Raw genomic sequence first — 24,740 nt, 5'->3', positions numbered from 1 at the left:
TGAGGTCACATTAGACCGAGGTTAGATCGAGGCTAACAGCGCCCCTTCACCAGTGGGATCGCATTTTCGAGCGGCACACGCGCGAAAAAGGCTCACTGATTGCCACCGACACATTTCCGATGGATCCTGTCATTGTGACTCACATGAACAGTGGCCTCAGCCGTAGACTTACCGCTCTGGTGGGTACCGTGGGCCTTGTTGTGGCCTTATCGGCCGGTGGTTGCCAACAGGTTGGAGAAGGGCTGTCCCAGATAGAGCGAGACCGTTATCAACTATCCCTGCTGCCCCTTAACATCGCCGGCACACAGGACGAGGTCTGGGGTATCAAGGTTCCATGGCGGGATCGATATGCACGGGTCGCCACTTGGCTGAAGGACTCCAAGACCGCACCCGACCTTTTCCTCCTACAGGAGATGTATGCCCGGAAGTTCTTTTGGCCGGCTAGCCTCAGACCTCATGACCATGAGGGCCTGCACTACTTGATCAAAATCGTCGACGATGCAACCGGCGGTAGCTACCGGATCGGGTACTTGGCGACGAGGGGAACCCAGATGGGTATCAACCACCTTACCAGCGGAGTAGCTCTCATTTATAACTCGAAACGACTCCGGAATATCACTCGAGCCCCAGCTGCCCAACTGCAACCGGCCGAAGGCGCGCCTACCATACTGGGATTTCACGCCCGTAAGAGCTGGCCCTGCACAGATCCGCACCCCGAGTACGCGGATAGCTGTTCCCTGCTCGACGGAGAAGGGGTCTTCTACACGTCTTCATTCAAAGGTGACGATGGCAGAAATAACTTCGAAGCCGCTGGCGCGCGCTTGGTCTTCGTCGAAGATCCAGCAGCCCACTTCGACGTCTTCAATGTGCATCTGCACCCGAGATCTGGGACTGACTACCTTCAATCACCCACATACATAGCCACTCGAGATCTCATCGGTAATCTCACCGCGGTGAGCGGTGAGCGCGACCGCCCCGTCTATCCGCCCATCCTGGCCGGCGATTTCAACGGCGGCACAGAAGCGTTCTCCAACTTCGTTGTCAGTAGGGCAGATGGCGTTGACGCTGTCGCTACCGGAACGCACGAGGCGGCCTATCGCCTTGAGACGTCGCAGAGCGATGCCCTTCCCGGCGGGGAGCCAAGAGAACCGGGCTTCTGCGCTCCCCGAGACCGAATATGGTCGGATCACTGCGCGATCTTCGTGCAGTTCCATCCAGTCCGAGTGGCCACAACACCGAGTTCGTGACGAGACGAGGGACGGCGATCGTGTCATCACCGGACGGGCCCGGACGCCACTGGGCGGCGACATGGATCCGTTGCCTCTTAACACTTGCGCTGTTTTTCGCCGCAACGGCGGCGGGCTGCGAAGTGAACAGATCCTGTACCCCTTTGATCTACGCGCGCGGTAAACCCTCTCCGACAACCTACAGCACGTACTACGACATCTACCTGCGACGTACGGAAGACTGCGAAGAGGTGCAATTGACCGACACTCCCGGGATGGACAACACAGGGCCGCGGCTGTCACCCGACGGGTCCAAGATCGTATTCAGTAGCGAACGCGACGGTGACGCCGAAATATTCATCATGGCTACGGACGGTACGAATCTTACTCAGGTAACCCGAAATGAAACCACCGACATTGAACCGGACTGGGCCGCCGACGACAGTAGTCGAATCATTTTCACAGGTTTCCGCAACAACACATACGGACTCTACACAATCAATTCAAGCGGTCGCGACGAACGGTGGTTGAATCTGCCGTACGCCCGCCATTCGGACTGGTCCACACGCGGAAAGATCGCGTTTGTATCGCATGACGGCACACAGCGGGTGTTCATTATGAATAGTGACGGCACCGACCGGCAGGCAATCACTGAACCTGGCAACTATAGGCACCCGGTGTGGTCCCCGGACGGCGAGAAGTTGGCTTATGCGACTCCCGGCGGTATATCAGTCCAGGAGAGGCCGGGGAGTGGCGTTCCTCCCCGGGCAGTGTTCAATCGAGCCGTCGAAGGACCCGCATGGTCTCCGGATGCGCTGTGGCTGGCCGTAGTGAAGTTCGAGAACCATTTGCATACAGTGTTGCATGTGGGAGTCGACGGAAATGGCGAGGTGACCGACTTTTTGACTGGTGCCAATCCCGTCATCGACGTGGAGTGGGGTACTCACTAGTGCGCAACAGGGCTTGGGTGCAGAAGAGTTGACCACGCGCTTTCGATGCACTTCAGCAGGCCATCAGTCATAAATCCAGGTGAATGTCGCCCGCGTTCCAGAGAAGAATTCAAAGAAGCGGGTACGATAGAGCGGAAAGTGACCAACGTCGTGCCAGATCCCGAAAACTCCAGGCTTCTTGAAGATCAGGCTCGGAATAGAATTCGGTGGATACGGGGGCGGATCGATGGCCACGGTACGAACACTGGGCGTTGCCGCAACGCCGGACTTGTACAAACGTACCCGAGGGCCGGCGCCGGTGTTCCAGTACCAAAGTTCCTTCGCCCAGTCGGTATCATTCGCCAAGCCCAGTTCCATTTCGTTTGCCGCCAGCGGGCCATTGATCGCGGATCCGCCGTCCCCGATGGTCAGCCTCGCCCAGTTCCAGGCATTATCATCCAACTGAACAGCAAAGACCCATGTGCTGTCATCCGGAGGTGGCCGCCACGCAGGCTTCCAAGGTACAGGCGAGCCGTACTTACTCTGGAGTTGATGCGCTAGATTATCCCACATGTCCTGACTCCCGATCATGTCGCCCCCAGGGTCGAAGGATATGCGCGAAAGGGGGGCGCCATCACCGGAGCCGACGACCCATGACATGCTTCGTTCGTCGGCAAAAGGGGCAGGAGAGTCGGTTTCTGCACCACTCTCCGTATGGATTAAGGCCTTCCGTGGCACGTGGTTTTGAGGATCTCCACCAAAAATTTTTTGGCTTTCCTCCCGGATGATGGCCGGTAGTCGACTCGAGAGGTGAGCGCTTCCGACCTCTACGGAAACCGCATCGGACGGGGCCCCCGGCCCACGATTAAGAAAAAGGTTATGTCGCAGCGCCGAAATCGTTTCCTGTAATACTCTGTCGCGGATGCGCGAGGCCAGGGCATCGGCGAAGCGTGCTGAGATACCTTCACCGTGAACCGTAAGGAATGACGGCCGGAAGATCCGTTGTCGGCAGGACGCCTCGATCTCCACAAAGTCTTCCGCAGTCTGTGCTAAGAACATTGGAACCTCCTGCGAAAATCCACAGCCATTGCTGCGCCGAGAAGCAGTCGTGAATCGATAGAAGCATCCTTGGGTGATCCTGTCCATCGCTTATGGCCAACATACTCGGCAGTAGTGGCCTAAGAACTCCTAATAGGATGAGGTCGGCCGACCTGCCTTTCAGGCTCGCCCACACCCCCTCGGCCGGATTGAGCTCAGGCACATGCGAGGGCAGCCGATAAACCGTCTGAGCTGAGCTGGGCGTATGCGGGCGCTGCTGGATCTGCTGGGATGACGCGGCTCAGCCAATGCGATCCTGTGACAGGAATGCGGCGCAACGGGAGCAGCCGCTCATGATCATGCCTGTGTGACGAGAACAAGATCGGGAGCGGCTGCCGAGTTCATCGGCAGAGGTTCAGCGGGTGCAACGGTACATGGATGAGTTGATGACTGCTCCGGGTAGGAGCGTCTGTGCTTCTTGCCTGACCTCCGCCAGCGTCATCTGTGGGTCCGTGATCGGGGCAGCGGGTGTGCCTGCCGGTGAGTCGCGATCTGGGAGGATGCCCCCTGCGCGGGTATCGGCCCGCTTCCGGATCATGATGTTCCTCACCTGGTTCGCGGGGATCGCGACCAGGTCGGGCAGATAGTCGACCGGTGTCGTCTGGCGGTAACACCCCAAGATTGCCAGGGTGCCGCCGGGGGCCGGCGCGTTGTGGAGCTTTCTGAGGGCTTCGGCGAACGGCAGATGGCGGATGCTCGCGATGCAGGAGATGAAGTCGTAGCGCTCGCCGGCCAGGCCGGCGTTGAGGATGTCGGCTTCGAGGTAGCTCGCGTTGGGGATGTCCTCGGACAGCGCGCGGGCTGCGGTGATCACCTCGGGCGCCCGGTCGATGCCCTCCACGGACCTGGCGTGCGGGGCGAGCCGCCAGACGAACAGGCCGGTGCCGATAGAGCAGGTTTCTGTTGCGGTCTGGAGTGCGGGGGCTGGATTCCGTCTGTGCCAAGCTCAAGTGGGACACGCCTGGATGAAGTGATGATTCTCGCCGTCGGTCTCGCCCGCGATCCATGACGGTTTCGCCGTGTTCTAGAGCTCTGGTCATCGCTCGCTCCGGATGTCCGGGTCGCCGTCTTCTTCGTGCGAGGGCTTGGTGGTTGTGGCCACCTGGGAAGACGTCGATGTCTCCGTAGGGGAATCCGGCCTCGATCATTGCCAAAGTCGTCAACCATGTTTACTATATAGACAACCACATTGACGATATTGCCCCGATGTGCGTCCGCCGGGCCCGTCTTCGGCGTGCCCGGAGAATCCAGAGAGAAGGTCCTCATGTCCCACGACGTCTTCGTCACCCACACCGCCGAGAGTGCCCCTGCCGCCGCCCGCGCCACGGTCGAGGGGGTGGAGCGGAAATTCGGCTTCATCCCCGCGCCGGTCGGCCGGATGGCCACCTCCCCGGAGTTGCTCAAGGGGTTTCTGACGGCCAGTGCCGTTTTCGAGCAGACCACCCTCGCCCCGATCGAGCGTGAGATCGTCATCCTGACGGTCGCCACCCGCAACGGCTGCCACGTCTGCGTGGCGATGCACACCGCCACGCTGGTCAGGCTGAAGGCCCCGGCCGAGATCATCGAGGGGCTGCGGGCCCAGAAGCCCCTTCCGGACAACCGTTCGGAGGCGCTGCGGTCGTTCACCCTCGCGGTGATGGACCACTGCGGCGCGGTCGGCGACGAGGAGACGCGGGCGTTCCTCGGCGCCGGCTACACGCCGCGGAACGCCCTTGAGGTCGTTCTCGGTGTCGGTGCCTACACGATCTCCACGTTCGCCAACCGGCTGATCGACGCCCCCCTCGACCCGCCGTTCCAGGCCTACGCCTGGGACGGCGACGGCAGGTAGGTGTCCGTTCGTTCGTCAGGGCCACAGTGCGGCCAGTTGCCGCTCGAACGGGATCACGGCCTCGACCTGCCGGGCGGCGGCGGGCCGGTGCGACATCAGGCCGGCCAGTTCGCCGGCCGCGCGGGCGACGCGGGAGGCGAGGCCGTCGGCGCGGTCGCCCCCGCCGGTGCCCCAGTCCTCGGACGCGGCGTAGACGGCGGTCGGTACGACGGTCGCGCGCAGGTAGGCGAAGAGCGGGCGCATGGCATGCTCCAGGACGAGCGAGTGGCGTGCCGTCCCCCCGGTCGCCGCGATCAGCACCGGCTTGCCGGTGAGCGCGCTGTTGTCGATCACGTCGAAGAACGACTTGAACAGGCCGCTGCAGGAGGCGGTGAAGAGGGGGGACTCGGATGCCTCAGGTGGCGGGGATGGGCTGCTCGCCCGTCTCGGCCGCGCTGTCGCGCCTGGCGAGCAGGGCCGCGTGGGTGGGGCCGTCCGGCACCTCGGCCGGCCTGCCGGAGGCGAACTCCCTGCGCAGTACCGGGACGACCTCCTCGCCGAGGATGTCGAGCTGCTCCAGCACCGTCTTGAGCGGGAGCCCGGCGTGGTCCATCAGGAACAGCTGTCGCTGGTAGTCGCCGAAGGAGTCCCGGAAGGTCAGGGTCTTGTCGATGACCTCCTGCGGGCTGCCCACGGTGAGCGGGGTCTGGTCGGTGAACTCCTCCAGCGAGGGGCCGTGGCCGTACACGGGAGCGTTGTCGAAGTAGGGGCGGAACTCCCGGACCGCGTCCTGGGAGTTCCGCCGCATGAACACCTGCCCGCCCAGGCCGACGATCGCCTGCTCGGGGGTGCCGTGGCCGTAGTGGGCGAAGCGCTCCCGGTACAGCTCGATCAGGCGGATGAAGTGCTCCCTGGGCCAGAAGATGTTGTTGGCGAAGAACCCGTCGCCGTAGTAGGCGGCCTGCTCGGCGATCTCCGGGCTGCGGATCGAGCCGTGCCAGACGAACGGCGGGACGCCGTCCAGCGGGCGGGGGGTCGAGGTGAACGACTGCAGGGGAGTGCGGAATCGGCCCTGCCAGTCGACCACGTCGTTGCGCCACAACTGGTGCAGGAGCGCGTAGTTCTCGATGGCCAGCGGGATGCCCTGGCGGATGTCCTGCCCGAACCACGGGTACACCGGCCCGGTGTTGCCGCGGCCCAGCATCAGGTCGACGCGCCCGTCCGCCAGGTGCTGCAGCATCGCGAAGTCCTCGGCGATCTTGACCGGGTCGTTCGTGGTGATCAGGGTGGTGGACGTGGAGAGGATGATCCGCTCGGTCCGCGCGGCGACGTAGCCGAGCATGGTCGTCGGTGAGGAGGGTACGAAGGGCGGGTTGTGGTGCTCGCCGGTCGCGAAGACGTCCAGGCCGACCTCCTCGGCCTTGAGCGCGATGGCCACCATCGCCTTGATCCGCTCGTGCTCGCTCGGCGTCCGGCCCGTGGTGGGGTCCGTGGTGACGTCGCCTACGGTGAAGATCCCGAACTGCATCGTGCTCACCGTCCTCCGTTTCGTTTGAAATTTCAACTACCCTTAACGTCTCAGCGGGAGGGTTATTCCTGTCAGTGCGGACCTTCGTGACCGGGGGCCGCACACCGGGAACAGCTGCGGGTATGCGGATCGTCGACGCGTCCCAGGGGTGCTGGGTGGATCTTCCTCACTCCTCGAGGAGCCGCCATGTGGTGAGGGCGAGCTTGGCCCGCATCAGGCCGGTGGGCTCGGTGAGTTCGATGCCCAGGATCTTTCCGATCTGTTCGAGTCGGCGGGCGACGCTGCTGTGGTGCAGGTGGAGAGTTTCGGCGGCGCGGCGGAGGGAGCTGGTGGCGCAGTAGGCGTCGAGGGTCGCCAGGTCTTGCGGGTTGTCGGCGATTCGGGCGAGGGCGGTCACGTCGGCGTTGTCACGCGCGGCGTCCCGGGGTATCTCGGCGAGCAGTGCCAGTGCGCCCAGGTCGTCGTAGCGGATGGCGGGTTCGCGTGGAGTGGTGAAGCGGAGCGCGGTGCGGGCCTGCCGCCAGGAGTGGTGAGGGTTATCGGCCGTGCCGATGCCCGCGCGTGCGGCTGCCGGGAACCTGGTCAGGTCGATGGTGGCGGCGAGGATGACACCCGTGTCGGCGAGCGATGCCGCCTTCACCGGCCGGGCCGGGCAGATCAGGCCGCCGATTCTGTCGAGCGGGAGCTCTGACCGTACGGCGACGACGCGGACCGGCAGGCCGGGGGTGAAGCCCAGGAGCCGTAACGCCCGGGCTCTGGCCGCCTCGTCGGTATCGGAGCCGATGACAAGTTCGACGAGGGCGGGGTCGGCCATGGTGGTGTGGGCCGGGCCGTATCGCTCGGCGACGGACGCGGCGGCGAGGGCGAGGCGGTCCAGAAGGGCTTCGTCGAGTGGGTTCGGCGGGCCGGGGCGTTCCAGCCACACCATGCCGATCTCCTCGTCGTCGAGGGTGATCGGGGCGGTGGCGGATGGGAGGGCGGGAGAGGCGGGCGCCTGTCCGCCGTCGGGCGCGAAGCGGAGGGTGCGCCCGGTGCCGTCGAGGCGGATCCCGGTCACGCACTCGGCCAGGCCCGCCGAGGCCCGGACGAGCGCCGCGAGATCCACCCGCCGGCGCATCAGCGTGTCGTAGAACATGACGACGCGGATCACGCCCTCGACGTAGGGGTCGAGTCCCGACAGCCGTACGGCCAGTGCCTCCACGAGATGAGCATAGGAGAGGAGTACCGCGGGACGGGGCGCTGATCGGTGCGGTATCGGGGCGGGATGCGCGACGGATGGCGGAGGATCCCATGGGGGGCGGCGGTGAGGATGGGTGGCATGGATCCCGAACTTGAACCATTTCTCCCTTTTCTCCCGAAAACCGACCTGACCGACCCGGTCACCGCGCGCAAGACATTCGCCGAGCGAGCCGCCACGGTGCCGACCCCGGACACCTCGAACTTGGAGATCGAGCACCGTACGGTGTCCGCCGATCCGGACGTGGCGATACGGATCTACCGTCCGCACCAGGCCCAAGGCACCCTCATCTGGCTGCGCGGCGGCGGACTCCCGGCCTCGCCTGTGTCTCGGGGTCCACCGGGATCGGCGGGACCGGTGGGGTACGGGTCCGGTCGCGTCCGGGGGACGGCCGCCGCGGCGAGGTAGGCGTCCACGAGCTCGCCGACGGGCCTGGCGAAGTCGAGCACGATCCCGTGCTCGTCAGGCCCGAGGGGCTCCAGGGTCCTGAACTGCGAGTCGACCAGGGAGGAGGGCATGAAGTGCCCCGGACGACCGGCGACCCTCCGGCGTACGGCGTCGATCTCGCCGTGCAGATGGACGAAGCTCACCGTCGGCGCGGATTCCCGCAGGATGTCGCGGTAGCTCCGCCTGAGCGCCGAGCAGCTCGCCACCCCGCCGGTGGCGGCGTGCTCGGCGAGCCAGGCGCCGATCGCGCGCAGCCACGGCAGCCGGTCGTCGTCGTCGAGGGGGATGCCCGCCGACATCTTGGCGATGTTGGCCTCGCTGTGGAAGTCGTCGGCGTCGGCGAACGGCACCCGTAACCGCCGGCTGAGGGCGGCGCCCACGGTGCTCTTGCCGGAACCGGTCACACCCATGACGACGAGTGGCGCGGTTCCGGGAGCCGGCGCGGCGGAATCCTCAGCGGGGTTCATCCAGGAGAGCCTCCCATGTCGTTCTGTGCGACGGCCTGACGGGGGTGGTGCTGACCGACCCGGGATCACGGTCGACAGGTGGTGTTTGAGATCGGGTGCGGGCATTGACGAAGGATCATGCGATGAGACGACCGGACGAGTACGGGACTACACCGGAGCGTCCTCGATAAACTCGATCTTTCCGATCGTTCCAGGTGGCCGCCACACCGGTCGGCTGTCGAGGGCCGAGCCGGCCTCTGGGACGGGGGCCGGAGTGTGCGGCCGGTCGGCCGCTGAGGGAGGCAGGGGCGTCAGGGTTTGCGGGCGACGCCGCAGAACTGGGACACCTCATCGGGCTCGCCCCACGGGCTGTGCTCCGGACGCCACCTGGAGCAGGACACCACGCCGGGCTCCAGCAGCTCCAGACCGTCGAAGAAGGTGACGAGGTGGTCGCGGTCGCGGGCCACGATCGGGGTGCCGCCCCGCTCCATGAACTGCCGCATCGCCTCGTGCATGGCATCGCCGTGGACCTCGGCGGTGGCGTGCGCGATCACCAGGTAGCTGCCCGAGGGGACGGCGTCGACCAGGTCCCGTACGACCTGCCTGGCCTCGTCGTCGTCGGTGATGTGATGCAGGATGCCCAGCAGCATCAGCGCGACGGGTTCGGTGAGGTCGAGGGTCTTCTCGGCGGCCCGCAGGATGTGGTGGGGTTCGCGCAGGTCGGCGTCGATGTAGTTGGTGACCCCTTCGGGGGTGCTGATGAGCAGGGCGCGGGCGTGCACCAGGACCAGCGGGTCGTTGTCGACGTAGACGACCCGGGACTCCGGGGCGATCCGCTGCGCCACCTCGTGGGTGTTGTCGGCGGTGGGCAGGCCCGTGCCGATGTCGAGGAACTGGCGGATACCGGCGTCGGCGACGAGATGACGGACGCAGCGGCCCAGGAACGCCCGGTCGGCCCGGGCCGAGTCGACGATGCCGGGGATGAGCCCCTCGACCATGTCGCCGGCGTCGCGGTCGGCGGGATAGTTGTCTTTTCCACCCAGCCAGTAATTCCAGATACGGGCCGAATGCGGCCGGTCGGCATCGAGTTCCGCGGGTTGCCAGTCTGATTCGCGAGAGGTGCTCATGGGGCCGGTTCCGTTCATGAGGTATTCGCAGTGAATAAGGTGGGATGTAGTGGATCACACCCATGACGGTCACGGCAAACCCCTCGATGTCCATGGGCGAGGCGGGCCGGTGCCGGATTCGTCCTGCCGCTGCCCACCAGGATTCCCAGCCGGGAGCCAGTGTGACGCCATCATCTGACAGACCACTGAATCCGCGGGTGGGCGGAGCCGCGTCGCGCGCTTTCGGCCGGTGCGATGCTGACCATTTACGACCCGACCACGTGACGCCTCACCTCGGCCGCTCGATGGCCCCTGCGCCGGAGTGCCGAAATAGGAGGGTCGACAGACTTGTGGCCGGTGGATAGGGCAGTGCTGGGAGGCGCTCGGTTTCAGGGTCACTTCCAGGGCAGCGCGCCGCGCTCTGCCCAGTAGCTCTCCGGGGTTTCCGCCAGTCCGGCGAGCCGCTCGTCGAGCTCCGAGTCCCAGCCGGTCTCGATCGCGCCGAGGTTGTCGCGCAGTTGCCCGGCCGAGACCGCGCCGCTCAGCACCACCCCGGCCCACGGCCGTGCCAGTACGGCGGCCAGCGCGAGCGCGTCCGGTGTGGTGTCCCGCTCGCGTGCGGCGGCCAGGAGCGCGGCGGGTGCCGCCCGGGCGGTCAGCCGGCCGTTCGCCACGCCCTCCTTGACGATCACGCCCAGCCCCGCCTCGCGCGCCCGCGCGAGTGCCTCACCGGCCGAGCGCTCCAGCAGGTTCCACGTCGACTGCACCGTGTCGAACAGCCCGGCTCCGATCGCCCGGTCGATCGTGTCCGCCTGGCGTGGCCCGCTCGTCGACAGACCGATCGCCACTCCCTCGGCCCGCAGCGCGCGCAGCCGGTCGAGCACGTCCTCGTCGTCGAGCACGCCGCTCTCCACGGTCGCCGAGTGGATCTGGTAGAGCGACAGGTGCTCGCCGAGCAGCGCGCGTGTCTGCTTCAACTGGACGCGCAGCCGGTCGGCGGTGAGCTCCTTCACCTCGTGCCGCTCGGCGTCCAGACGCCAGTCGCCGACGTAGGCGTATCCCCACTTCGAACCGATCGTGACCGCTCCCGGGGCGATCCCGCGCTCGCGCAGCCAGCCGGAGAGAAACTCCTCCGCCCGCCCGTACGAGCGCGCCGTGTCGAGGTAACGCACCCCCGCCGCCCAGGCGGCGTCGAGCACGGCCCAGGTGCGTGACCGCATTACGGCGATGTCGCGGTCGTCGCCGAGGTCCTCGGCGCGGCCGAGTGTGATGTAGGCGGGACGGCCGAGTGCGGCCAGGCCGAGACCGACAGGTGTCACGGTCAGACCGGTCTGGCCCAGAGGGCGTCGGACCAGCGAGTTCATCAGATACCTCCGAGGAGACCCCCGCCTTCAGGCGGGGGAGGAATCGGGCTCCTGCGGAGCAGGACAGGGGCAGGCGATTCGCCGCCAGGCGGACCGCCGTACCGAACACACGCACGATCCTCAGCTGATCGCGCGGTATGGTGCGAGGCGTGGCGCAGATCGTGAAGCGGGCCTACAAGTACCGCTTCCATCCGACCCCCGAGCAGGCCGGCGAGCTGGCCCGGACGTTCGGCTGTGTGCGCCTGGTCTACAACAAGGCCCTGGAAGAACGCACCCGCGCCTACACCCTCCAAGGGCGTCGCGTCTCCTACGTGGAGTCCTCGGCCACGCTGACCGAGTGGAAACGCAGCGGTGCCTACGACTTCCTGTCCGAGGTGTCGTCGGTCCCGCTCCAGCAGGCGCTGCGCCACCTGCAGGCGGCGTTCTCCAACTTCTTCGCCAAACGCGCTAAGTACCCCACGTTCAAGAGCAGGAAGAAGGCGCGGGCGTCGGCCGAGTACACCCGCTCGGCGTTTCGCCGGCGTGAGGGCGCACTGACGCTGGCGAAGATGGACGCGCCGCTGGCCATCGTGTGGTCGCGTCCCCTTCCCGAGGGCGCGCAGCCGTCCACGGTCACTGTGAGCAGGGACGCGGCGGGCCGCTGGTTCGTGTCCCTGCTGGTCGAGGAGAAGATCAGCCCTCTGCCGCCGGTCGAGCAGAGCGTGGGGGTGGACGCGGGCATCACCGCACTGGCGACGCTGTCGACCGGGGAGAAGATCGTCAACCCGCGTCACGAACGAGCCGACCGGCGCAAGCTGGCCAAGGCCCAGCGGGCGCTGGCCCGTAAGGAGAAGGGGTCGAACAACCGGGCCAGGGCGAGGCTGAAGGTCGCCGGGGTGTACGCCCGGATCGCCGACCGCAGAAGGGATCACCTGCACCAGGTCACGACACGGCTTGTTCGCGAGAACCAAGTGATCGCCGTGGAAGACCTGACCGTCCGTAACCTGGTCAAGAACCGCTCGCTGGCCCGCGCCATCTCGGATGCGTCCTGGCGGGAGTTGCGCTCCATGCTGGAGTACAAGGCCCGGTGGTACGGGCGCACGCTGGTAGCGGTGGACCGCTGGTTTCCCAGTTCGAAGCTGTGCTCGGCGTGCGGCGCGATCCAGCGGTCCATGCCATTGGGGGTTCGCGAGTGGGTGTGTGCCTGCGGCGCCGCCCATGACCGGGATGTCAACGCCGCGAAGAACATCCTCGCCGCCGGGCTGGCGGAGAGGTAAAACGCCTGTGGAGCCGGTGTAAGACCTCAAAGGGGATTTCTCCTGGCGGGCGACTGGCGGTGAAGCAGGAACCCTCACGGGCGACCGTGGGAATCCCCCTCGTTTACGAGGGGGAGGATGTCAAGACCGCCAATATATCGGCCGCCAGATCCGGGGGGCGTCGCGTTAGATGCCGCCAGGCCACTGGCCATATACCGAAATATCCGTGTATGCAATTCCCGATAGTCGGCGAGTGCCGTTTGTTGTCGGAGTTGTGACAAATGTCTGCAATATGAGATTTTTTTGCCTATATTCCTTTAGTTCAAGCAATTTCTGGACTTATGGAGTTCTGGGATTGAAAGTAGAAAGCAGCGTGGTCGGAAGGGACATGGAGACGCTCCGGCCGGAGCGATCTTGGAGGGCGTATGGGGAAGTGGCGGGTCGCGATCGTCGCGGTGCTGGTGCTGTTCGTCCTGGGAGCGGCCGCGCCGCCCCAGGCGCCGGCGGGGAAGTCGTACGAGGTGTGGCTGGTCGACCAGTCCAACACCGACGGGCTCTCCTACGGCGGCGCGGTCAACGTGTACTCCGGAGCTGAGGTCACCCACCGGCTGTCGGCCGCGCGGCCCGTCCACGTCATAGACCTGAGCGGTGCGACTTCGTCCCTCTGCCTGGCGAGCACCGGCAGCGTCCCCGTACGTCCCCACATGATGGTTTTCAACAAGGCCGACACCCACGCCGCGCTCGCCTTCGTCGCCAGCGGTCACGTGGTCGTCTTCGACGCCGCCGCCCGGCAGCCGCTCGCCTGCTTCCTCACCGAGGCCGGAGCGGGAGGGGCCCGGCAGGCACATGCCCTCTGGCCCACCGAGGACGACGAGTACCTCGTCATCTCCAACCAGAACGGCAAGAGGCTGGAACGCATCAGCACCGACTACGCGTCCGGCACCTTCGTCCAGCAGCCGGCCGCGACGATCGACCTGGCCGGATGCACCACCCCGAACGGGATACCGTGCCAGGCACCCCGGCTCCGCCCGGACAACGCGCCGATCTGCCCGTTCGTCGCCTCGGACAACGGCCCGGTCTTCGTCAGTCTCCGGGGCGGCGGGATGCTCGTGGTCGACTGGCGCACGACGCCGATGTCGATCGTGGGGGAGTACGACGCGAGCAGGATCCCCGCGAACGGCTGCGGGTTCATCGAGGCCAAGGGGAAGGTCTTCGGGAACGGAGGTGGTGGCACGCACAACAACCTCGACCAGTTCAGCGTCTTCCGGCTGCCGATGAGCGGTTACTCACCGGCCAACCCGCCGAACACCCCGGCGGTCCAGCCGCTCTTCGACGACGACTCGCCCGACCGCGACGCGCACGGCGTCCTCGCCTCCGACGAGGAACGCTACGTCTGGGCCGGTGACCGCGCCGCCAATGCCGCCGAGGTCTTCGACGGGGCGACCGGTGCCCATGTGGGCACCGTCGACCTCGTCTCCCGGTTCAGCGCGGACCCGACGGTCGACCTCTTCGCCGTCTCGCCCGACCATGACTGGGCCTTCGCCTCGACGCGAGGGCCGATCCCGCTCTCCGGCGACCCGCACTCCTCCCACGGAACCGACCCGGGAATGCTGATCGTCAAGCTGACCGGAAACGGTAGGAAGGGCGTGGTCAAGGGCCTGATCCCGATCTCCAATGTGGACGCCGGTGGCCTCCAGCGCGCCGACGCCCACGGCATCCGCGTGCGGCGTACGCGCTGAAAGGGACGTTGACTCCGCATGTGTTCTTGGAAGGGCGGCCGCTCAGGGCGTGCCCGCCTGGTGACCGCAGGGGTTCGGTCGCCGGGAGCGAGGCGGTGCCGGGACTCTCCGCCGCGCACCGGCCAGGTGGCCACGCCGGACGCGGTGGTCAGCGGACCGCCAGCCGCTCCGCCTCCTGCTTGGGGACGTCGTACGAGGCCGCGCAGAAGGTGCACTGCATCCCGTATCTCGTCCGCACCGGGAACAGCGGGACGAAGAACAGGCTGAACCTGGTCACCCGCCGCGAGAGCACCTGCGCCGCCGCGTTGCCGCAGTTGCGGCAGACCAGGGTCAGCACCCCGAGCCGGTGGACCACCGTGCGCAAACCGAAGATAAGCATCCCTCACACCTACCCTGTCCCGGCCGGTCGAGCGCGAGGGGACCCCCGCTACCCCTTGTCGGCCCCCTCGTTGGCGCCGCGGATGAGGTAACGGAGGGTGATGTCGTCGTGACCGGCCTGCCCGCAGGGATCTCCACCGAGCGGGCAGGCCGGGACGTGAGCTGAGCCCGGCCGTCGCCCCGGCGGGACGTCCCGCCGGGGCGACGGGTTACGTCAGCGTCGGCGGAGGGCGGGGTCGGTCAGGGCGGGCGGCACGTAGCCGACGTCGTCGGGGCTGATGTTCGTCCCCGGCGGGACCAGCTCGTCGATCGCGTCGAGGATCTCCGGCGAGAGCCGCACCTCGTCCGCGCCGAGCTGGCTGGTGAGCTGCTCGAGCGTGCGCGGGCCGATCACCGCCGAGGTGACGGCCCGGTGGGAGAGCACGAAGCCCAGGGCCAGGTGGATCATCGAGATGCCCGCCTCGTCGGCCAGGACCGCCAGCTTCTCGGTGACGTCGAGCTTGCGGGCGCGGATCTCCTCGACCTTGAAGTCGAAGTGGTCGCCGTTGCTGGAGGCCCGGGAGCCGGCGGGCAGCGGCGCGTCCCGGCGGTACTTGCCGGTCAGCCAGCCACCGTTCAGCGGGCTCCAGACCATCACCCCCAGGTTGTGGCGCTCGGCCACCGGCAGGACCGCGGCCTCGGCATGCCGGGCGAGGATCGAGTACGAGGGCTGCTCGGTCGAGAACCGCTCACGCTGCCGGTGGTCGGCGACCCACTGGGCCTCGACGATCTCCTCGGCGGGGAAGGAGGAGGTGCCGATCGCCCGTACCTTGCCCTGGCGCACGAGGTCGGACAGGGCACCGAGGGTCTCGTCGATGTCGGTCTGCGGATCGGGGCGGTGCACCTGGTAGAGGTCGATCCAGTCGGTGTCCAGGCGGCGCAGGCTGTCCTCGACGGCCTGCATGATCCAGCGACGGGAGTTGCCACGCCGGTTGGGGGAGTCGCCCATCTGGTTGTGGAACTTCGTCGCCAGCACGATCTCGTCCCTGCGGCCCTTGATGGCCCTGCCCAGGATCGTCTCGCTCTCGCCGAACGCGTACACGTCAGCGGTGTCTATGAAGTTGATGCCCGCGTCGAGCGCGGTGCCGACGATGCGCTCGCACTCGTCGTAGTCGGTGTTTCCCCAGGCCCCGAGCATCATCGTGCCGAGACAGAGCGGGCTGACCTGGATGCCGGTGCGGCCAAGCGTGCGATGGTTCACGGCCCGATCCTGCCAGCCCGGCCCCGGCCGCTTCATGCTGGGTGTCGCCTTTGGTGTGGTTTTCGGAGGAGACGAGCGGGGTCACCATACGCGGCCTCCACATGATCGAGGTGTTCGTGAACGGGGGCAGGACCGGCTCCGCTGTCCAGTATCGGACAGTGGTTTCACGGGCGTCTGCGTATTTGTACGTGGTCGGACACACTGGCTCTACCGATGATGTCCGGATCAGCCGTACGCGTGCGATGGGCACCCGAGGGTGGGAGCGTCGATGGGCGAGGTGCGAGGGCGCGTCCCGCTTGGCAACAGGCCGGTCTTCGACACCACGGACCTCGACGAGGCCCGCGAGCGGGTGGCCGGCGTGTTCTGTCCTCATCGGCTGGAACTCGCCGGTGACGTCTCGCGGCTGGCCGCGCGGCTCAACTCGGTACGGCTGGGCGCCGTACGAGTGAACTACCTGGACTACGGGGCGGACGTCCGCATCGAGCCCGGGGAACTGGGATCCTTCTTCCTGGTGCAGATCCCGCTGGCCGGGAGCAGCCTGATCCGGTGCGGCGGGCAGGAGATCGTGTCGACACCCCGCCTGGCCTCCCTGCCGTCACCGTCGGAATACCTTGACATGCGCTGGGCGGCGGGCTGTCCCCAGCTGATCGTCAAATTCGACCGGTCGGAGGTCGAGGGCACCCTGGAGCGGATGCTCGGGGAGCGGCTCGACCGGCCGATCGTCTTCGGCCTGGGCATGGACATGACCACGGGCTGGGCGCGGGCCTGGAGGGCGATGGCCGACCTGATCGTGAGCGAGGCCGAGCACGGTGACGGGCTCGCCGCGCAGCCGCTGGCGGTCGCCCACCTGGAGAACGCCATGCTCTCCTCCCTGCTCACCGGGCAGCCGTCCAACTACCTGGCACGGCTGAACGCGCCCCGGCCTCCCGCGCTGCCCAAGGTGGTGCGCCGGGCCATGGAATACGTCGACGGGCACGCCCACCTGCCGTTGACCACCGACGAGATCGCGAGTGCCGTGGCGGTCAGTGGCCGCTCGCTCCAGGAGGGTTTCCGGCGTCATCTCGGACTGACCCCGATGACCTATCTCAGAGACGTGCGCCTGGGCCGGGTCCACGACGACCTGGTGTCCGGCGATCCCGCCAGGTGCACGGTGACGGGCGTGGCGGCCCGCTGGGGTTTTCCTCATCAGGGGAGGTTCGCGGCGCTCTACCGCGCGCGCTACGGTCAGGCGCCGTCGCGGACGCTGCGCGGCAGCTGACGGTCCGCGCCTGGCCGGCACCGGGTGCCTCCGTCCTGTTCGTGGCGCGCCGGGAGAGGATTCCGCGCCAGGCGGATGGAACCCGCGCTGAACGGATGGCTCGGCCGGCGGCCCCGGCCATACCTTTTCATCAGGCTTCCCCCTCCGTTGAGAAGGAGACATCGTCATGCGCAGAATCCTGGTCGTCGGCGCCGGTCAGGCGGGCCTGCACCTCGCCCTCGGCCTGCTGCGGAACGGCTACGACGTCACCGTCGTCTCCAACCGAACCCCCGATGACATTCGCGGCGGCCGGGTCACGTCGAGCCAGGCCATGTTCGGCATCGCCCTCGGCCACGAGCGCGACCTTGGCCTGGACCTGTGGGCGGATGACTGCCCGCCGATCGACGGGATCCAGTTCGCGGTGGCCGGTCCCGACGGCGAACCGGCCATCCACTGGGCCGCCCGGCTCGACACGCCCGCCCGCTCGGTCGACCAGCGGTTGAAGATGCCCGCGTGGATGGCCGAGGTGGAACGGCTTGGCGGCGAGATCGTGGTACACGACGCCACCGTGGACGACCTGGAGGACTACGCCGCCCGGTACGACCTGGTCCTGGTCGCCGCCGGCAAGGGGGCGATCTCCTCGCTCTTCGAGCGGGACGCGTCGCGCTCGCCGTACCGAGCCCCGCAGCGGGCCCTGGCCCTTACCTACGTCAACGGTCTCGTACCGCGACCGGGGCATTCCGCGGTGTGCTTCAACGTGATCCCCGGGGTCGGCGAGTACTTCGTGTTTCCCGCGCTCACCGTCACCGGTCCCTGCGAGATCATGGTGTTCGAGGGTGTCCCCGGCGGACCGATGGACTGCTGGGCGGACGTTCGCACCCCCGCCGAGCACCTGGCCAGAAGCCGGTGGGTCCTGGAGACCTTCCTGCCGTGGGAGGCGGATCGCTGCGGTGGTGTCGAGCTCACCGACGAGGGGGGCGTCCTGTCGGGTGGCTTCACCCCGATCGTGCGCAGGCCGGTCGCGACGCTGCCGTCGGGCGCCCCGGTCCTGGGCGTGGCGGATGTGGTCGTGCTCAACGACCCGATCACCGGGCAGGGGGCCAACAACGCCGCCAAGTGCGCGGCCTCCTATCTGTCCGACATCCTGGAGCGTGGTGAGCGGCCGTTCGACGCGGCGTGGATGGAGCGGGCCTTCGAGCGTTACTGGCAGGACGCCCGGCACGTCACCGCGTGGACGAACGCGCTTCTCGCGCCCCCGCCACCGCACGTGCTGGAGATTCTGGGCGCCGCGGGCCGGCTGCCCGAGGTGGCCTCCCGCTTCGTGAACGGCTTCGACGATCCGTCGGACTACGCGGGCTGGTTCATGGATCCGGCCGGGGCGGCCGGGTATCTGGCGCGGTTCGGGAAGTGAGAAGGGGTCATGAGGTCTCTGCGCGACGCCCTCGGGCAGTTCGCCACCGGGGTGGCCGTGGTCACCGCCGTCACCCGGCGGGGTGACCGGCTGGGCGTGACCGTCAACTCCTTCACCTCGGTCTCGCTCGACCCGCCGCTGGTCCTGTGGTGCCTGGCCCGGCGGGCTCCCAGCGCACCGGCCTTCGCCGAGGCGGGGCGGTTCGCGGTCAACGTCCTGGCCGCCGGACAGGAGTACCTGTCCCGACGATTCGCCACGCCGCTGCCGGACAAGTTCGCCGGGGTGGAGACCCACCCGGAACCCGGTGGGTCTCCGGTGCTCACCGGAACCCTCGCCCACTTCGCCTGTCGTACGGTGAGCACCTACGACGGGGGCGACCACCTCATCTTCGTCGGAGAGGTCGAGCACTTCCGGCGGGCGGAGGGCGAGCCGCTGGTCTTCCACTCGGGGGGCTACCGCGTGTTCTCCTCGCCGGACCGGGAGATGGCGTTCGGCACCGTGGACTGACGCGGTGGCCTCCTGCCGATATCTGATGGCCGCCGGGATCTCGTGGATGTCTCGGCGCCTCCCGGGCCCGCCGACCTGGAAGACCCGCCCCGCATGGTCGGGTTCGGCGCCTGGAGAACGCGGACCGGACATGATCCGCGGGAGCGGCCGGTCACGTCAGGCCCCTGCTTTGAGCTCCTGCCGGATGGCCTGCCCCGCCGCGCGGTGCTCGGCGGCGGCAGCCGGGTCCGTCTCGTCGAGCACGGCCGCGATCCCCTCGTGGGCCAGTGCCTCCTTGTGCCGGTAGCCCACCTTCGGAGCCAGCTCGAGTGCCTGACGGTGCAAGCGCAAGGCCTCGTCGGGCAGGCCGGCCAGTCGGCAGGTCTCGCCGTAGCCGTTGAGGAAGTGAATCTTCCAGTGTTCCTCGAACAGCTCATCCAGGAGTGTGAACGCCTGCCGGTGGCTGGCCAGCGCTTCCTCGTAGCGGCCCATCTGGCGCAGGGCGACGCCCAGGCAGTTGAGACACCACGCCTCGTTGTGCCTGTGGCCGTCCTCGCGGGCGAGTTCCAGGGCTTGGTGCAGGTGCTCCGCGGCCTCGTCGGACTGCTCGTGGGCGATGGCCATGCCAAGGGTGATCCGGGCTGTCAGTGCGGCCGGCCAGGTGGGTTCGGCGTGCGCGATGTCCAGCACCTCGCGGGCCAGCCGCGCCGCCTCCTCGCGGTGTCCCAGCTGCAGCATCGCCCAAGCCTGGTAGGCGGTCGCATGGGCCGCGCCCATCGGGCAGCCGGCGTCCGCGTACAGTTTCCCCGCCAGCCGGAAGAGGTCGAGTGGCTCCTCGACATAGCCCTCGTCCCACCTCAGGTAGCCGCGGCGCATGATCAGATCTGCCTCGGAGCGGGTGTCCCCGGCCTGGGACACCAGCGGTGCCGCCGCCTCGTACGCGGCGGCGGCCTCTGCCATCCGGCCCGCGTTGTAGCGGGCGAAGCCCAGGTCGCTGTGCGCCTCAGCCAGGTGCCGCGGATCACCCAGGCGCTGCGCGGCCGCCAGCGATCGCTCGAAGAGGACGTTGAGGTGCGTCGTGCCGCAGCGCCGCGCGAAGAACGTCCGCATGAAGCGCGGCAGCTCGCACGCGTGCACATCGGCTCCGGTGACAACCGCCACCTCGAAGGCGTCCATCAGGTTCGTGTACTCCGTGACGAACCAGCCGAGGGCCGCATGCTTGTCGGTGAACTGCGGCAGCTCGGCCGGGGGCCGGCCTGCGGAGGCCGCGCGGCTGCCGGATACGTACGGCATCGCGGCGTCGGCGGCGGCCGCCGCGTGCACGTAATAGTCGAGCACCCGGCCCAGCGCCTGCTCCCGCCCCACCGGAGAATCCTGCTCCGCGACGGCTCGGCGCGCGTGCTGGTGCACCAGGTCGTGCAGCGTGTAGCGACCAGCCGACGGCTGCTGGATGAGGTGCGCGTCGAGCAGGTCCTCCAGCATCGCCCGGGCGCTGCGCAGCGGCACGTCCGCCAGTGCCGCTGCCACGTACTCGTCGAAGGACGACCCGGACAGCAGGCCCAGCAACCCGAACAACCGGCGCTCGGCCCGATCCAGCTGCCGTACGGACATGGCGAACGCGGTGTCGAACTCGCTCATGCCCTCCGTCATACGCTCGACGAGGATGCCTACGGTCCAGCCCGGTCGGTGCCGCAACCGGGCCCCGGCCAGCCGCAGGGCCAGCGGCAGATGGCCGCACAACCGCAGCACCTCGGCCGCGGACTCCGGGTCGCGGGCCAGCCGGCCGTCGGGGCCGCTGGGATCGCCGCTGGCGCGGGCCAGCAGCTCCGCGCTCTCCTTCGGGGTCAGCACGTCCAGCGACACCGGGGGCACCTCCTCCAGGCCCAGCAACCGGTTGCGGCTGGTGATCAGGGTGACGGAGGGGCCTGCGCCGGGCAGCAGCAGGCGGACCTGGTCAGCGCCGGCGGCGTTGTCGAGGACCACGACGGCCCGCCGGCCGGCCAGTTCCGACCGCCAGCAGGCGGCCAGCGGCTCGACACCACCTTCCTGCGGGACCTTCTCTGACGGGACGCCGAGTGCGGCGAGCAGTGCCCGCAGTGCGGAATCGGGATCGAGCGGTTCCCGCCCGTCGGTGAACCCGTGCAGGTCCAGATAGAGCTGGGCGTCCGGGTATTCGGCGGCGAGCCGGTGCGCGGCGTGCACCGCCAGACAGGTCTTGCCGACGCCCGCCATGCCGTCGATGGCGACCACCCGGCTGCTTTCCACCACGGCGAGGACGGCGGCGAGCTGGGCCTCACGTCCAGTGAAGTCGGGCATGTCCCGCGGCAGATCGTTGCGGGGTAGGCGTGGGGCACCGGCGGCAGGCGACGGGGGCTGGACCTGGCGGCTCGTCTTCGGGGGCGCCGGCAGGGGGTTCGTCGCCCGGTCCCACAGGGGGCGCAGCGGGCGGGGGTCACGTTTGACGAGGCGGCAGAGTTCGATCACCACGGGCCAGGGCGGCACCGACTGGCCGCTGAGGTAGCGCGACAGCGACGACGAGCTGAGGCCCGTGTCCCGTGCGAGGGCCCGCACACCGCGCCCGGACAGCCTCTGGAGCAGGCGCAGCCGGGTGGCCAGTTCGTCTTGGGGGTCCGCCTGCTGCACAACCATCGTGTCCTGCCTCTCTGTCCCGCCGGGGAAGAAACTTACCGGGACGAATCGCCGCAGGACAGAGTCATTTCAACTGTCCCAGGGTGTCCCACCGCCATCGTCATGGCAAGCCCGTCCGGCTGTCATGGAGTCACGCCCCCGAGGGGCGGGGCGTCGATCCGGAAGAGGAGAACCAAGGTGCAGTCCCGTATGCAGAACCCGGCCTTCATCCTGCCCGGCGCGATGCAGCCCATCCAGGAGCTCTTCAAGGCCGTGCACGCCGGCGGGGTGGAGGGCCAGACGCTGGAGCTGGTGCATCTGCGGGTCAGCCAGATCAACGGCTGCAGCTCCTGCGTCGACGCGGGCACCAAGACCGCTCGTAAGGCCGGAGTGAGCGACGAGCGGCTGGCCACGGTCGCCGCCTGGCGGGAGACCTCGTACTTCACCGAGGAGGAGCGGGCGGCGCTCGCGCTGGCCGAGGCCGCAACACGGCTGGCCGACCGTGCCGACGCCGTGAGCGACGAGGTCTGGGACAGGGCCGCCACCTATTTCGACGAGAAGCAGTTGGCCGCGATCGTTCTGATGATCGGCGTCACCAACCTGTTCAACCGGCTCAACGCCACCACCCGGCAGATCGCCGGCGCATGGGGGTGAGCGGTGCGCGGCCCCGGGCGGCGTGCTCGAACCCGTGGCCCGGGACCGCTCGCCTCATCGCCGTGAACTCTCTCGTCGAAGCCAGAGAAGCCGCCACGGCGGTCGTCCCTACCAAGATTTTCAGACAAGGAGATTCCCACCATGAACGAAACGCGGAAGGCTGACAAGAAGTTCGACGGGTTCACCGACGAAGAACGAGCGGCGATGAAGGAGCACGCCCAGGAGCTGAAGACGGCCGCGCGCCGCGGCTCGCGCGCGGCCGAAGCCGACGGGGAGCGCGACGTGCTCGCGAAGATCGCCGAGATGGCGGAAGCGGACCGATTCATCGCCGAGCGGCTCCATGCCGTCATCAAAGCCGGCGCGCCGGCCCTGTCGCCGAAACTCTGGTACGGGATGCCCGCCTACGCCAAGGACGGCAAGGTCGTCTGCTTCTTCCAAAGCGCGGAGAAGTTCAAGGCGAGGTACGCGACCCTCGGCTTCAACGACCTGGCGAACCTCGACGACGGCACCATGTGGCCGACCGCCTTCGCGCTGACGGAGTTGACCGCCGACGACGAGGCGAGGATCAGCACACTCGTGAGGCAGGCGGCGAGCTGAGGACTGCACCTGCCGTGACTGAGAGGTCCTAACGCTATGAGTTGAGGCATCGCCGGCAGATGGGGGCGCAGGCGAGCTTGGGGAAGGCCTCGTGGGTGTCGGCGCGGCCTTCCCGCCGGATGCGCGGGCGTCGGAAGGCGTGCAGCGGGGCGAAGGTCTGCCCGGCAACGTCTTCGCAGGCCAGAGGAGTGATTGCCGGTGACTTCGAGATAATGGCCAGGACCTGGAGCAATGGGAATTCGAGGTCACCAGCGGCGGGCGTGTCCGCTGTGTCATCGATGACGCCGCTCACACTGTCTGGGTCGTCTACGCCTCACCGCGTCACCCGAAAGACTCAGCCCGTACTCGTCGTACGGTCTCAGGGCTGTTCGAGGTCTCCTTCGTCTCTCAAGTCGCCGTCCTGTCGAGAAAACCGACGACACGGGTGTTGAGGTCGGAGGCCTCGTGCCATGGCATCGCGTGGTGGGAGAGGCCCGGCAGCACCGCGGTCTCCGCGTGCGGCAGGAGGCGGGTGACGGCGGACGCGACGCGGTGAGGGGGATGGGCCCTGCCACGCCCGGCGAGGAGCACGAGAGTCGGCGTCGTAAGTGTGCGCAGTAGTCCGGGCTCGGGCTGCTTCCCGGTCACGATTTTCTCGTCCGGGAACTCCGCGGCCAGGCCGTACAGTCGCAGCCAGGCGGGGTCGGTTTCCACGCCGCCGGTCTCCCACGCGAGGAAAGCTCGCGCGCGTGAGGCCGTCGGCCGGATGAGGGACGGCAGCGCGCGTGCCAGGTATCCCACCCGGAATCCTCCGAAACACTGCGTCGGATCGAGGAGAACGAGCCGCCGGACCCGCTGGGGTGCGTGGAGGCCGTATGTCAGGGCGATCCACCCGCCGTAGGAGTGCCCGCACACGGCGACGCTGCCGACCCCGAGCCCGTCGAGCACCCCGTCCAGCCAGCCGAGCAGGCCGGAGACGTCGCGAGGAGGCCGCTCGCCCCGGACGCTCCGTCCCGGCTCGCCGATGCGGTCCACGGCGTACACCCGATGTCGGCGTGCGAACTCGGCGACGTTGGCGAACCACATCGCCGCGGTGGTGCCACCGCCGTGCAACAGGATCAGTGGCGGGCCGTCCGCGGGCCCGCACGCGTTCACCCGCGTCGTTCCGTATGTCGACGGTAGGTCGATCGGCTCGACCCGGACCGGCCAACGCTCCAGGACCGCGTCATAGGCGGCGAGGAAGGCCGCGTTCGCGCCGTGGTCGTCACCGGACATGCCTCGCCTCAACAGGTAGCTCGCCAAGCAAGAATCTCGCTGAGCGAGATATTGTCATAATATGACAGCGGCGACGACGGAGGAAGGTGGCAGACGACGTGAACGAGCAGGACGCCGGGATGCGCGTGGTGCACCTGCTGCGCGCCATCACCATGGAGCTCGACCGGGTCGGGGAGAGTTTCGCCGCCCGACACGCCCTTCACCCGACCGATGTGCGTGCGCTCATCTGCCTCCTGGATGCCGCCCGCATGGGCGCGCCCGCCACCCCGGGAGTGCTGGGGGTGCGACTCGGTCTCAACTCCGCGGGTACTACGGCGGTGATCGACCGCCTGGAAAGGCTCGGTCATGTGCGCCGGGAGCGCGACACACGAGACCGTCGGCGTGTGCTGTTGAAAGTGGATGAGAGCGCGGTCGCGCTCGGCTGGAGCTTCTTCGGCCCGCTCATCCACGAGGTAGTCGTCGTCATGAGCCGGTTCGACGCCGCGGACCAGGCGACCGTCGAACGCTTTCTCGGCGGCGTGCACGAGTCTGTCACCCGGAAGCGAACCAGCCAGGAGTAACACTTGCGGTATTCCCTTTGGGACCCTTCAAAGTGGCCGACGGCCACCGCGGCCTCTGCGGCACCAATGTCAAGCCGGGTGACCCGTCGGGGCGGACGGGCCTGGTCCCGACTGAGGAGTAGACACGTCGATC

Annotated in this window: 23 protein-coding genes and 1 pseudogene; 11 read left to right on the top strand and 13 right to left on the bottom strand. The window is 67.9% G+C overall.

Features of this window, described 5'->3' with window-relative positions:
- The first annotated feature begins 188 nt into the window (after nt 1-188).
- The gene (locus ACQP0P_RS27620; RefSeq protein WP_433359473.1) at nt 189-1,247 is read left to right on the top strand and encodes a hypothetical protein; all 1,059 of its coding nucleotides are present in this window, start codon (nt 189-191) and stop codon (nt 1,245-1,247) included.
- Nucleotides 1,248-1,390: 143 nt separating this feature from the next.
- A complete protein-coding gene (locus tag ACQP0P_RS27615) occupies nt 1,391-2,176 on the top strand; it encodes a TolB family protein (protein WP_433359470.1) in 786 nt (261 codons plus the stop codon).
- 63 nt (nt 2,177-2,239) lie between these two features.
- On the opposite strand, the gene ACQP0P_RS27610 is transcribed toward ACQP0P_RS27615, so the two are convergent.
- Together ACQP0P_RS27610 and ACQP0P_RS27605 are read right to left on the bottom strand one after the other, a co-directional pair.
- Complete coding sequence (locus ACQP0P_RS27610) at nt 2,240-3,214, bottom strand: hypothetical protein (RefSeq protein ID WP_433359467.1); 975 nt, start codon at nt 3,212-3,214, stop codon at nt 2,240-2,242.
- Nucleotides 3,215-3,608: 394 nt separating this feature from the next.
- Complete coding sequence (locus ACQP0P_RS27605) at nt 3,609-4,094, bottom strand: class I SAM-dependent methyltransferase (RefSeq protein ID WP_433359464.1); 486 nt, start codon at nt 4,092-4,094, stop codon at nt 3,609-3,611.
- Between the two features lie 423 nt (nt 4,095-4,517).
- Here ACQP0P_RS27605 and ACQP0P_RS27600 point away from each other — a divergent pair, with 423 nt between their 5' ends.
- Nucleotides 4,518-5,081 carry a carboxymuconolactone decarboxylase family protein gene (locus ACQP0P_RS27600; protein WP_433359461.1) on the top strand — a complete coding sequence of 188 codons (564 nt, stop codon included), beginning with the start codon at nt 4,518-4,520 and terminating at the stop codon, nt 5,079-5,081.
- Nucleotides 5,082-5,096: 15 nt separating this feature from the next.
- Here ACQP0P_RS27600 and ACQP0P_RS27595 read toward each other — a convergent pair whose 3' ends face one another.
- The 6 genes from ACQP0P_RS27595 to ACQP0P_RS27570 form a co-directional block, all read right to left on the bottom strand.
- Nucleotides 5,097-5,414 carry an NAD(P)H-dependent oxidoreductase gene (locus ACQP0P_RS27595; protein ID WP_433359459.1) on the bottom strand — a complete coding sequence of 106 codons (318 nt, stop codon included), beginning with the start codon at nt 5,412-5,414 and terminating at the stop codon, nt 5,097-5,099.
- A 61-nt stretch (nt 5,415-5,475) separates the two neighbouring features.
- A complete protein-coding gene (locus ACQP0P_RS27590) occupies nt 5,476-6,588 on the bottom strand; it encodes an LLM class flavin-dependent oxidoreductase (protein ID WP_433382141.1) in 1,113 nt (370 codons plus the stop codon).
- Between the two features lie 166 nt (nt 6,589-6,754).
- Nucleotides 6,755-7,789, bottom strand: coding sequence for a PucR family transcriptional regulator (locus ACQP0P_RS27585; RefSeq protein ID WP_433359456.1), 1,035 nt, complete (start codon nt 7,787-7,789; stop codon nt 6,755-6,757).
- A gap of 293 nt (nt 7,790-8,082) precedes the next feature.
- Nucleotides 8,083-8,739 carry a gluconokinase gene (locus ACQP0P_RS27580; protein WP_433359453.1) on the bottom strand — a complete coding sequence of 219 codons (657 nt, stop codon included), beginning with the start codon at nt 8,737-8,739 and terminating at the stop codon, nt 8,083-8,085.
- Nucleotides 8,740-9,029: 290 nt separating this feature from the next.
- The gene (locus ACQP0P_RS27575; protein WP_433359450.1) at nt 9,030-9,845 is read right to left on the bottom strand and encodes an SAM-dependent methyltransferase; all 816 of its coding nucleotides are present in this window, start codon (nt 9,843-9,845) and stop codon (nt 9,030-9,032) included.
- A gap of 374 nt (nt 9,846-10,219) precedes the next feature.
- On the bottom strand, nt 10,220-11,188 hold the full coding sequence (locus tag ACQP0P_RS27570) for an aldo/keto reductase (protein ID WP_433359447.1): 969 nt from the start codon (nt 11,186-11,188) through the stop codon (nt 10,220-10,222).
- Nucleotides 11,189-11,325: 137 nt separating this feature from the next.
- On the opposite strand from ACQP0P_RS27570, the pseudogene ACQP0P_RS27565 reads away from it, so the two are divergent.
- Together ACQP0P_RS27565 and ACQP0P_RS27560 are read left to right on the top strand one after the other, a co-directional pair.
- A pseudogene (locus ACQP0P_RS27565) lies at nt 11,326-12,530 on the top strand (RNA-guided endonuclease InsQ/TnpB family protein); the annotation flags it as partial.
- A gap of 318 nt (nt 12,531-12,848) precedes the next feature.
- A complete protein-coding gene (locus ACQP0P_RS27560) occupies nt 12,849-14,162 on the top strand; it encodes a hypothetical protein (protein WP_433359444.1) in 1,314 nt (437 codons plus the stop codon).
- Nucleotides 14,163-14,310: 148 nt separating this feature from the next.
- Here ACQP0P_RS27560 and ACQP0P_RS27555 read toward each other — a convergent pair whose 3' ends face one another.
- Together ACQP0P_RS27555 and ACQP0P_RS27550 are read right to left on the bottom strand one after the other, a co-directional pair.
- The gene (locus ACQP0P_RS27555; protein ID WP_433359441.1) at nt 14,311-14,541 is read right to left on the bottom strand and encodes a zinc-ribbon domain-containing protein; all 231 of its coding nucleotides are present in this window, start codon (nt 14,539-14,541) and stop codon (nt 14,311-14,313) included.
- Between the two features lie 213 nt (nt 14,542-14,754).
- Nucleotides 14,755-15,780 (bottom strand): aldo/keto reductase, encoded by a 1,026-nt coding sequence (locus ACQP0P_RS27550; RefSeq protein ID WP_433359438.1) that lies wholly within the window; start codon nt 15,778-15,780, stop codon nt 14,755-14,757.
- A 268-nt stretch (nt 15,781-16,048) separates the two neighbouring features.
- On the opposite strand from ACQP0P_RS27550, the gene ACQP0P_RS27545 reads away from it, so the two are divergent.
- The 3 genes from ACQP0P_RS27545 (at nt 16,049) to ACQP0P_RS27535 (ending at nt 18,935) form a co-directional block, all read left to right on the top strand.
- Nucleotides 16,049-17,038, top strand: coding sequence for an AraC family transcriptional regulator (locus ACQP0P_RS27545; RefSeq protein ID WP_433359435.1), 990 nt, complete (start codon nt 16,049-16,051; stop codon nt 17,036-17,038).
- Nucleotides 17,039-17,204: 166 nt separating this feature from the next.
- Entirely contained in the window at nt 17,205-18,428 is a 1,224-nt protein-coding gene (locus ACQP0P_RS27540; protein ID WP_433359432.1) for a styrene monooxygenase/indole monooxygenase family protein, read from the top strand.
- Between the two features lie 9 nt (nt 18,429-18,437).
- The gene (locus ACQP0P_RS27535; RefSeq protein WP_433359429.1) at nt 18,438-18,935 is read left to right on the top strand and encodes a flavin reductase family protein; all 498 of its coding nucleotides are present in this window, start codon (nt 18,438-18,440) and stop codon (nt 18,933-18,935) included.
- A 156-nt stretch (nt 18,936-19,091) separates the two neighbouring features.
- On the opposite strand, the gene ACQP0P_RS27530 is transcribed toward ACQP0P_RS27535, so the two are convergent.
- Nucleotides 19,092-21,563 (bottom strand): tetratricopeptide repeat protein, encoded by a 2,472-nt coding sequence (locus tag ACQP0P_RS27530; RefSeq protein WP_433359426.1) that lies wholly within the window; start codon nt 21,561-21,563, stop codon nt 19,092-19,094.
- Between the two features lie 177 nt (nt 21,564-21,740).
- Here ACQP0P_RS27530 and ACQP0P_RS27525 point away from each other — a divergent pair, with 177 nt between their 5' ends.
- Complete coding sequence (locus ACQP0P_RS27525; protein WP_433359423.1) at nt 21,741-22,196, top strand: carboxymuconolactone decarboxylase family protein; 456 nt, start codon at nt 21,741-21,743, stop codon at nt 22,194-22,196.
- A 141-nt stretch (nt 22,197-22,337) separates the two neighbouring features.
- Nucleotides 22,338-22,793, top strand: coding sequence for an iron chaperone (locus ACQP0P_RS27520; protein ID WP_433359420.1), 456 nt, complete (start codon nt 22,338-22,340; stop codon nt 22,791-22,793).
- 34 nt (nt 22,794-22,827) lie between these two features.
- Here the strand turns inward: ACQP0P_RS27520 and ACQP0P_RS27515 are convergent, their stop codons facing one another.
- Entirely contained in the window at nt 22,828-23,085 is a 258-nt protein-coding gene (locus ACQP0P_RS27515; protein WP_433359417.1) for a hypothetical protein, read from the bottom strand.
- 95 nt (nt 23,086-23,180) lie between these two features.
- Nucleotides 23,181-24,047 (bottom strand): alpha/beta fold hydrolase, encoded by an 867-nt coding sequence (locus tag ACQP0P_RS27510; RefSeq protein WP_433359414.1) that lies wholly within the window; start codon nt 24,045-24,047, stop codon nt 23,181-23,183.
- 86 nt (nt 24,048-24,133) lie between these two features.
- On the opposite strand from ACQP0P_RS27510, the gene ACQP0P_RS27505 reads away from it, so the two are divergent.
- On the top strand, nt 24,134-24,607 hold the full coding sequence (locus ACQP0P_RS27505) for a MarR family winged helix-turn-helix transcriptional regulator (protein ID WP_433359411.1): 474 nt from the start codon (nt 24,134-24,136) through the stop codon (nt 24,605-24,607).
- The last annotated feature ends 133 nt before the right edge of the window (nt 24,608-24,740 follow it).

It is taken from the genome of Streptosporangium sp. CA-115845, from assembly GCF_050943795.1.
Taxonomy (GTDB): Bacteria; Actinomycetota; Actinomycetes; order Streptosporangiales; family Streptosporangiaceae; genus Streptosporangium.
Note: the sequence above shows the minus strand (reverse complement) of the source record. Positions and strands in the feature narration are given on the sequence as shown.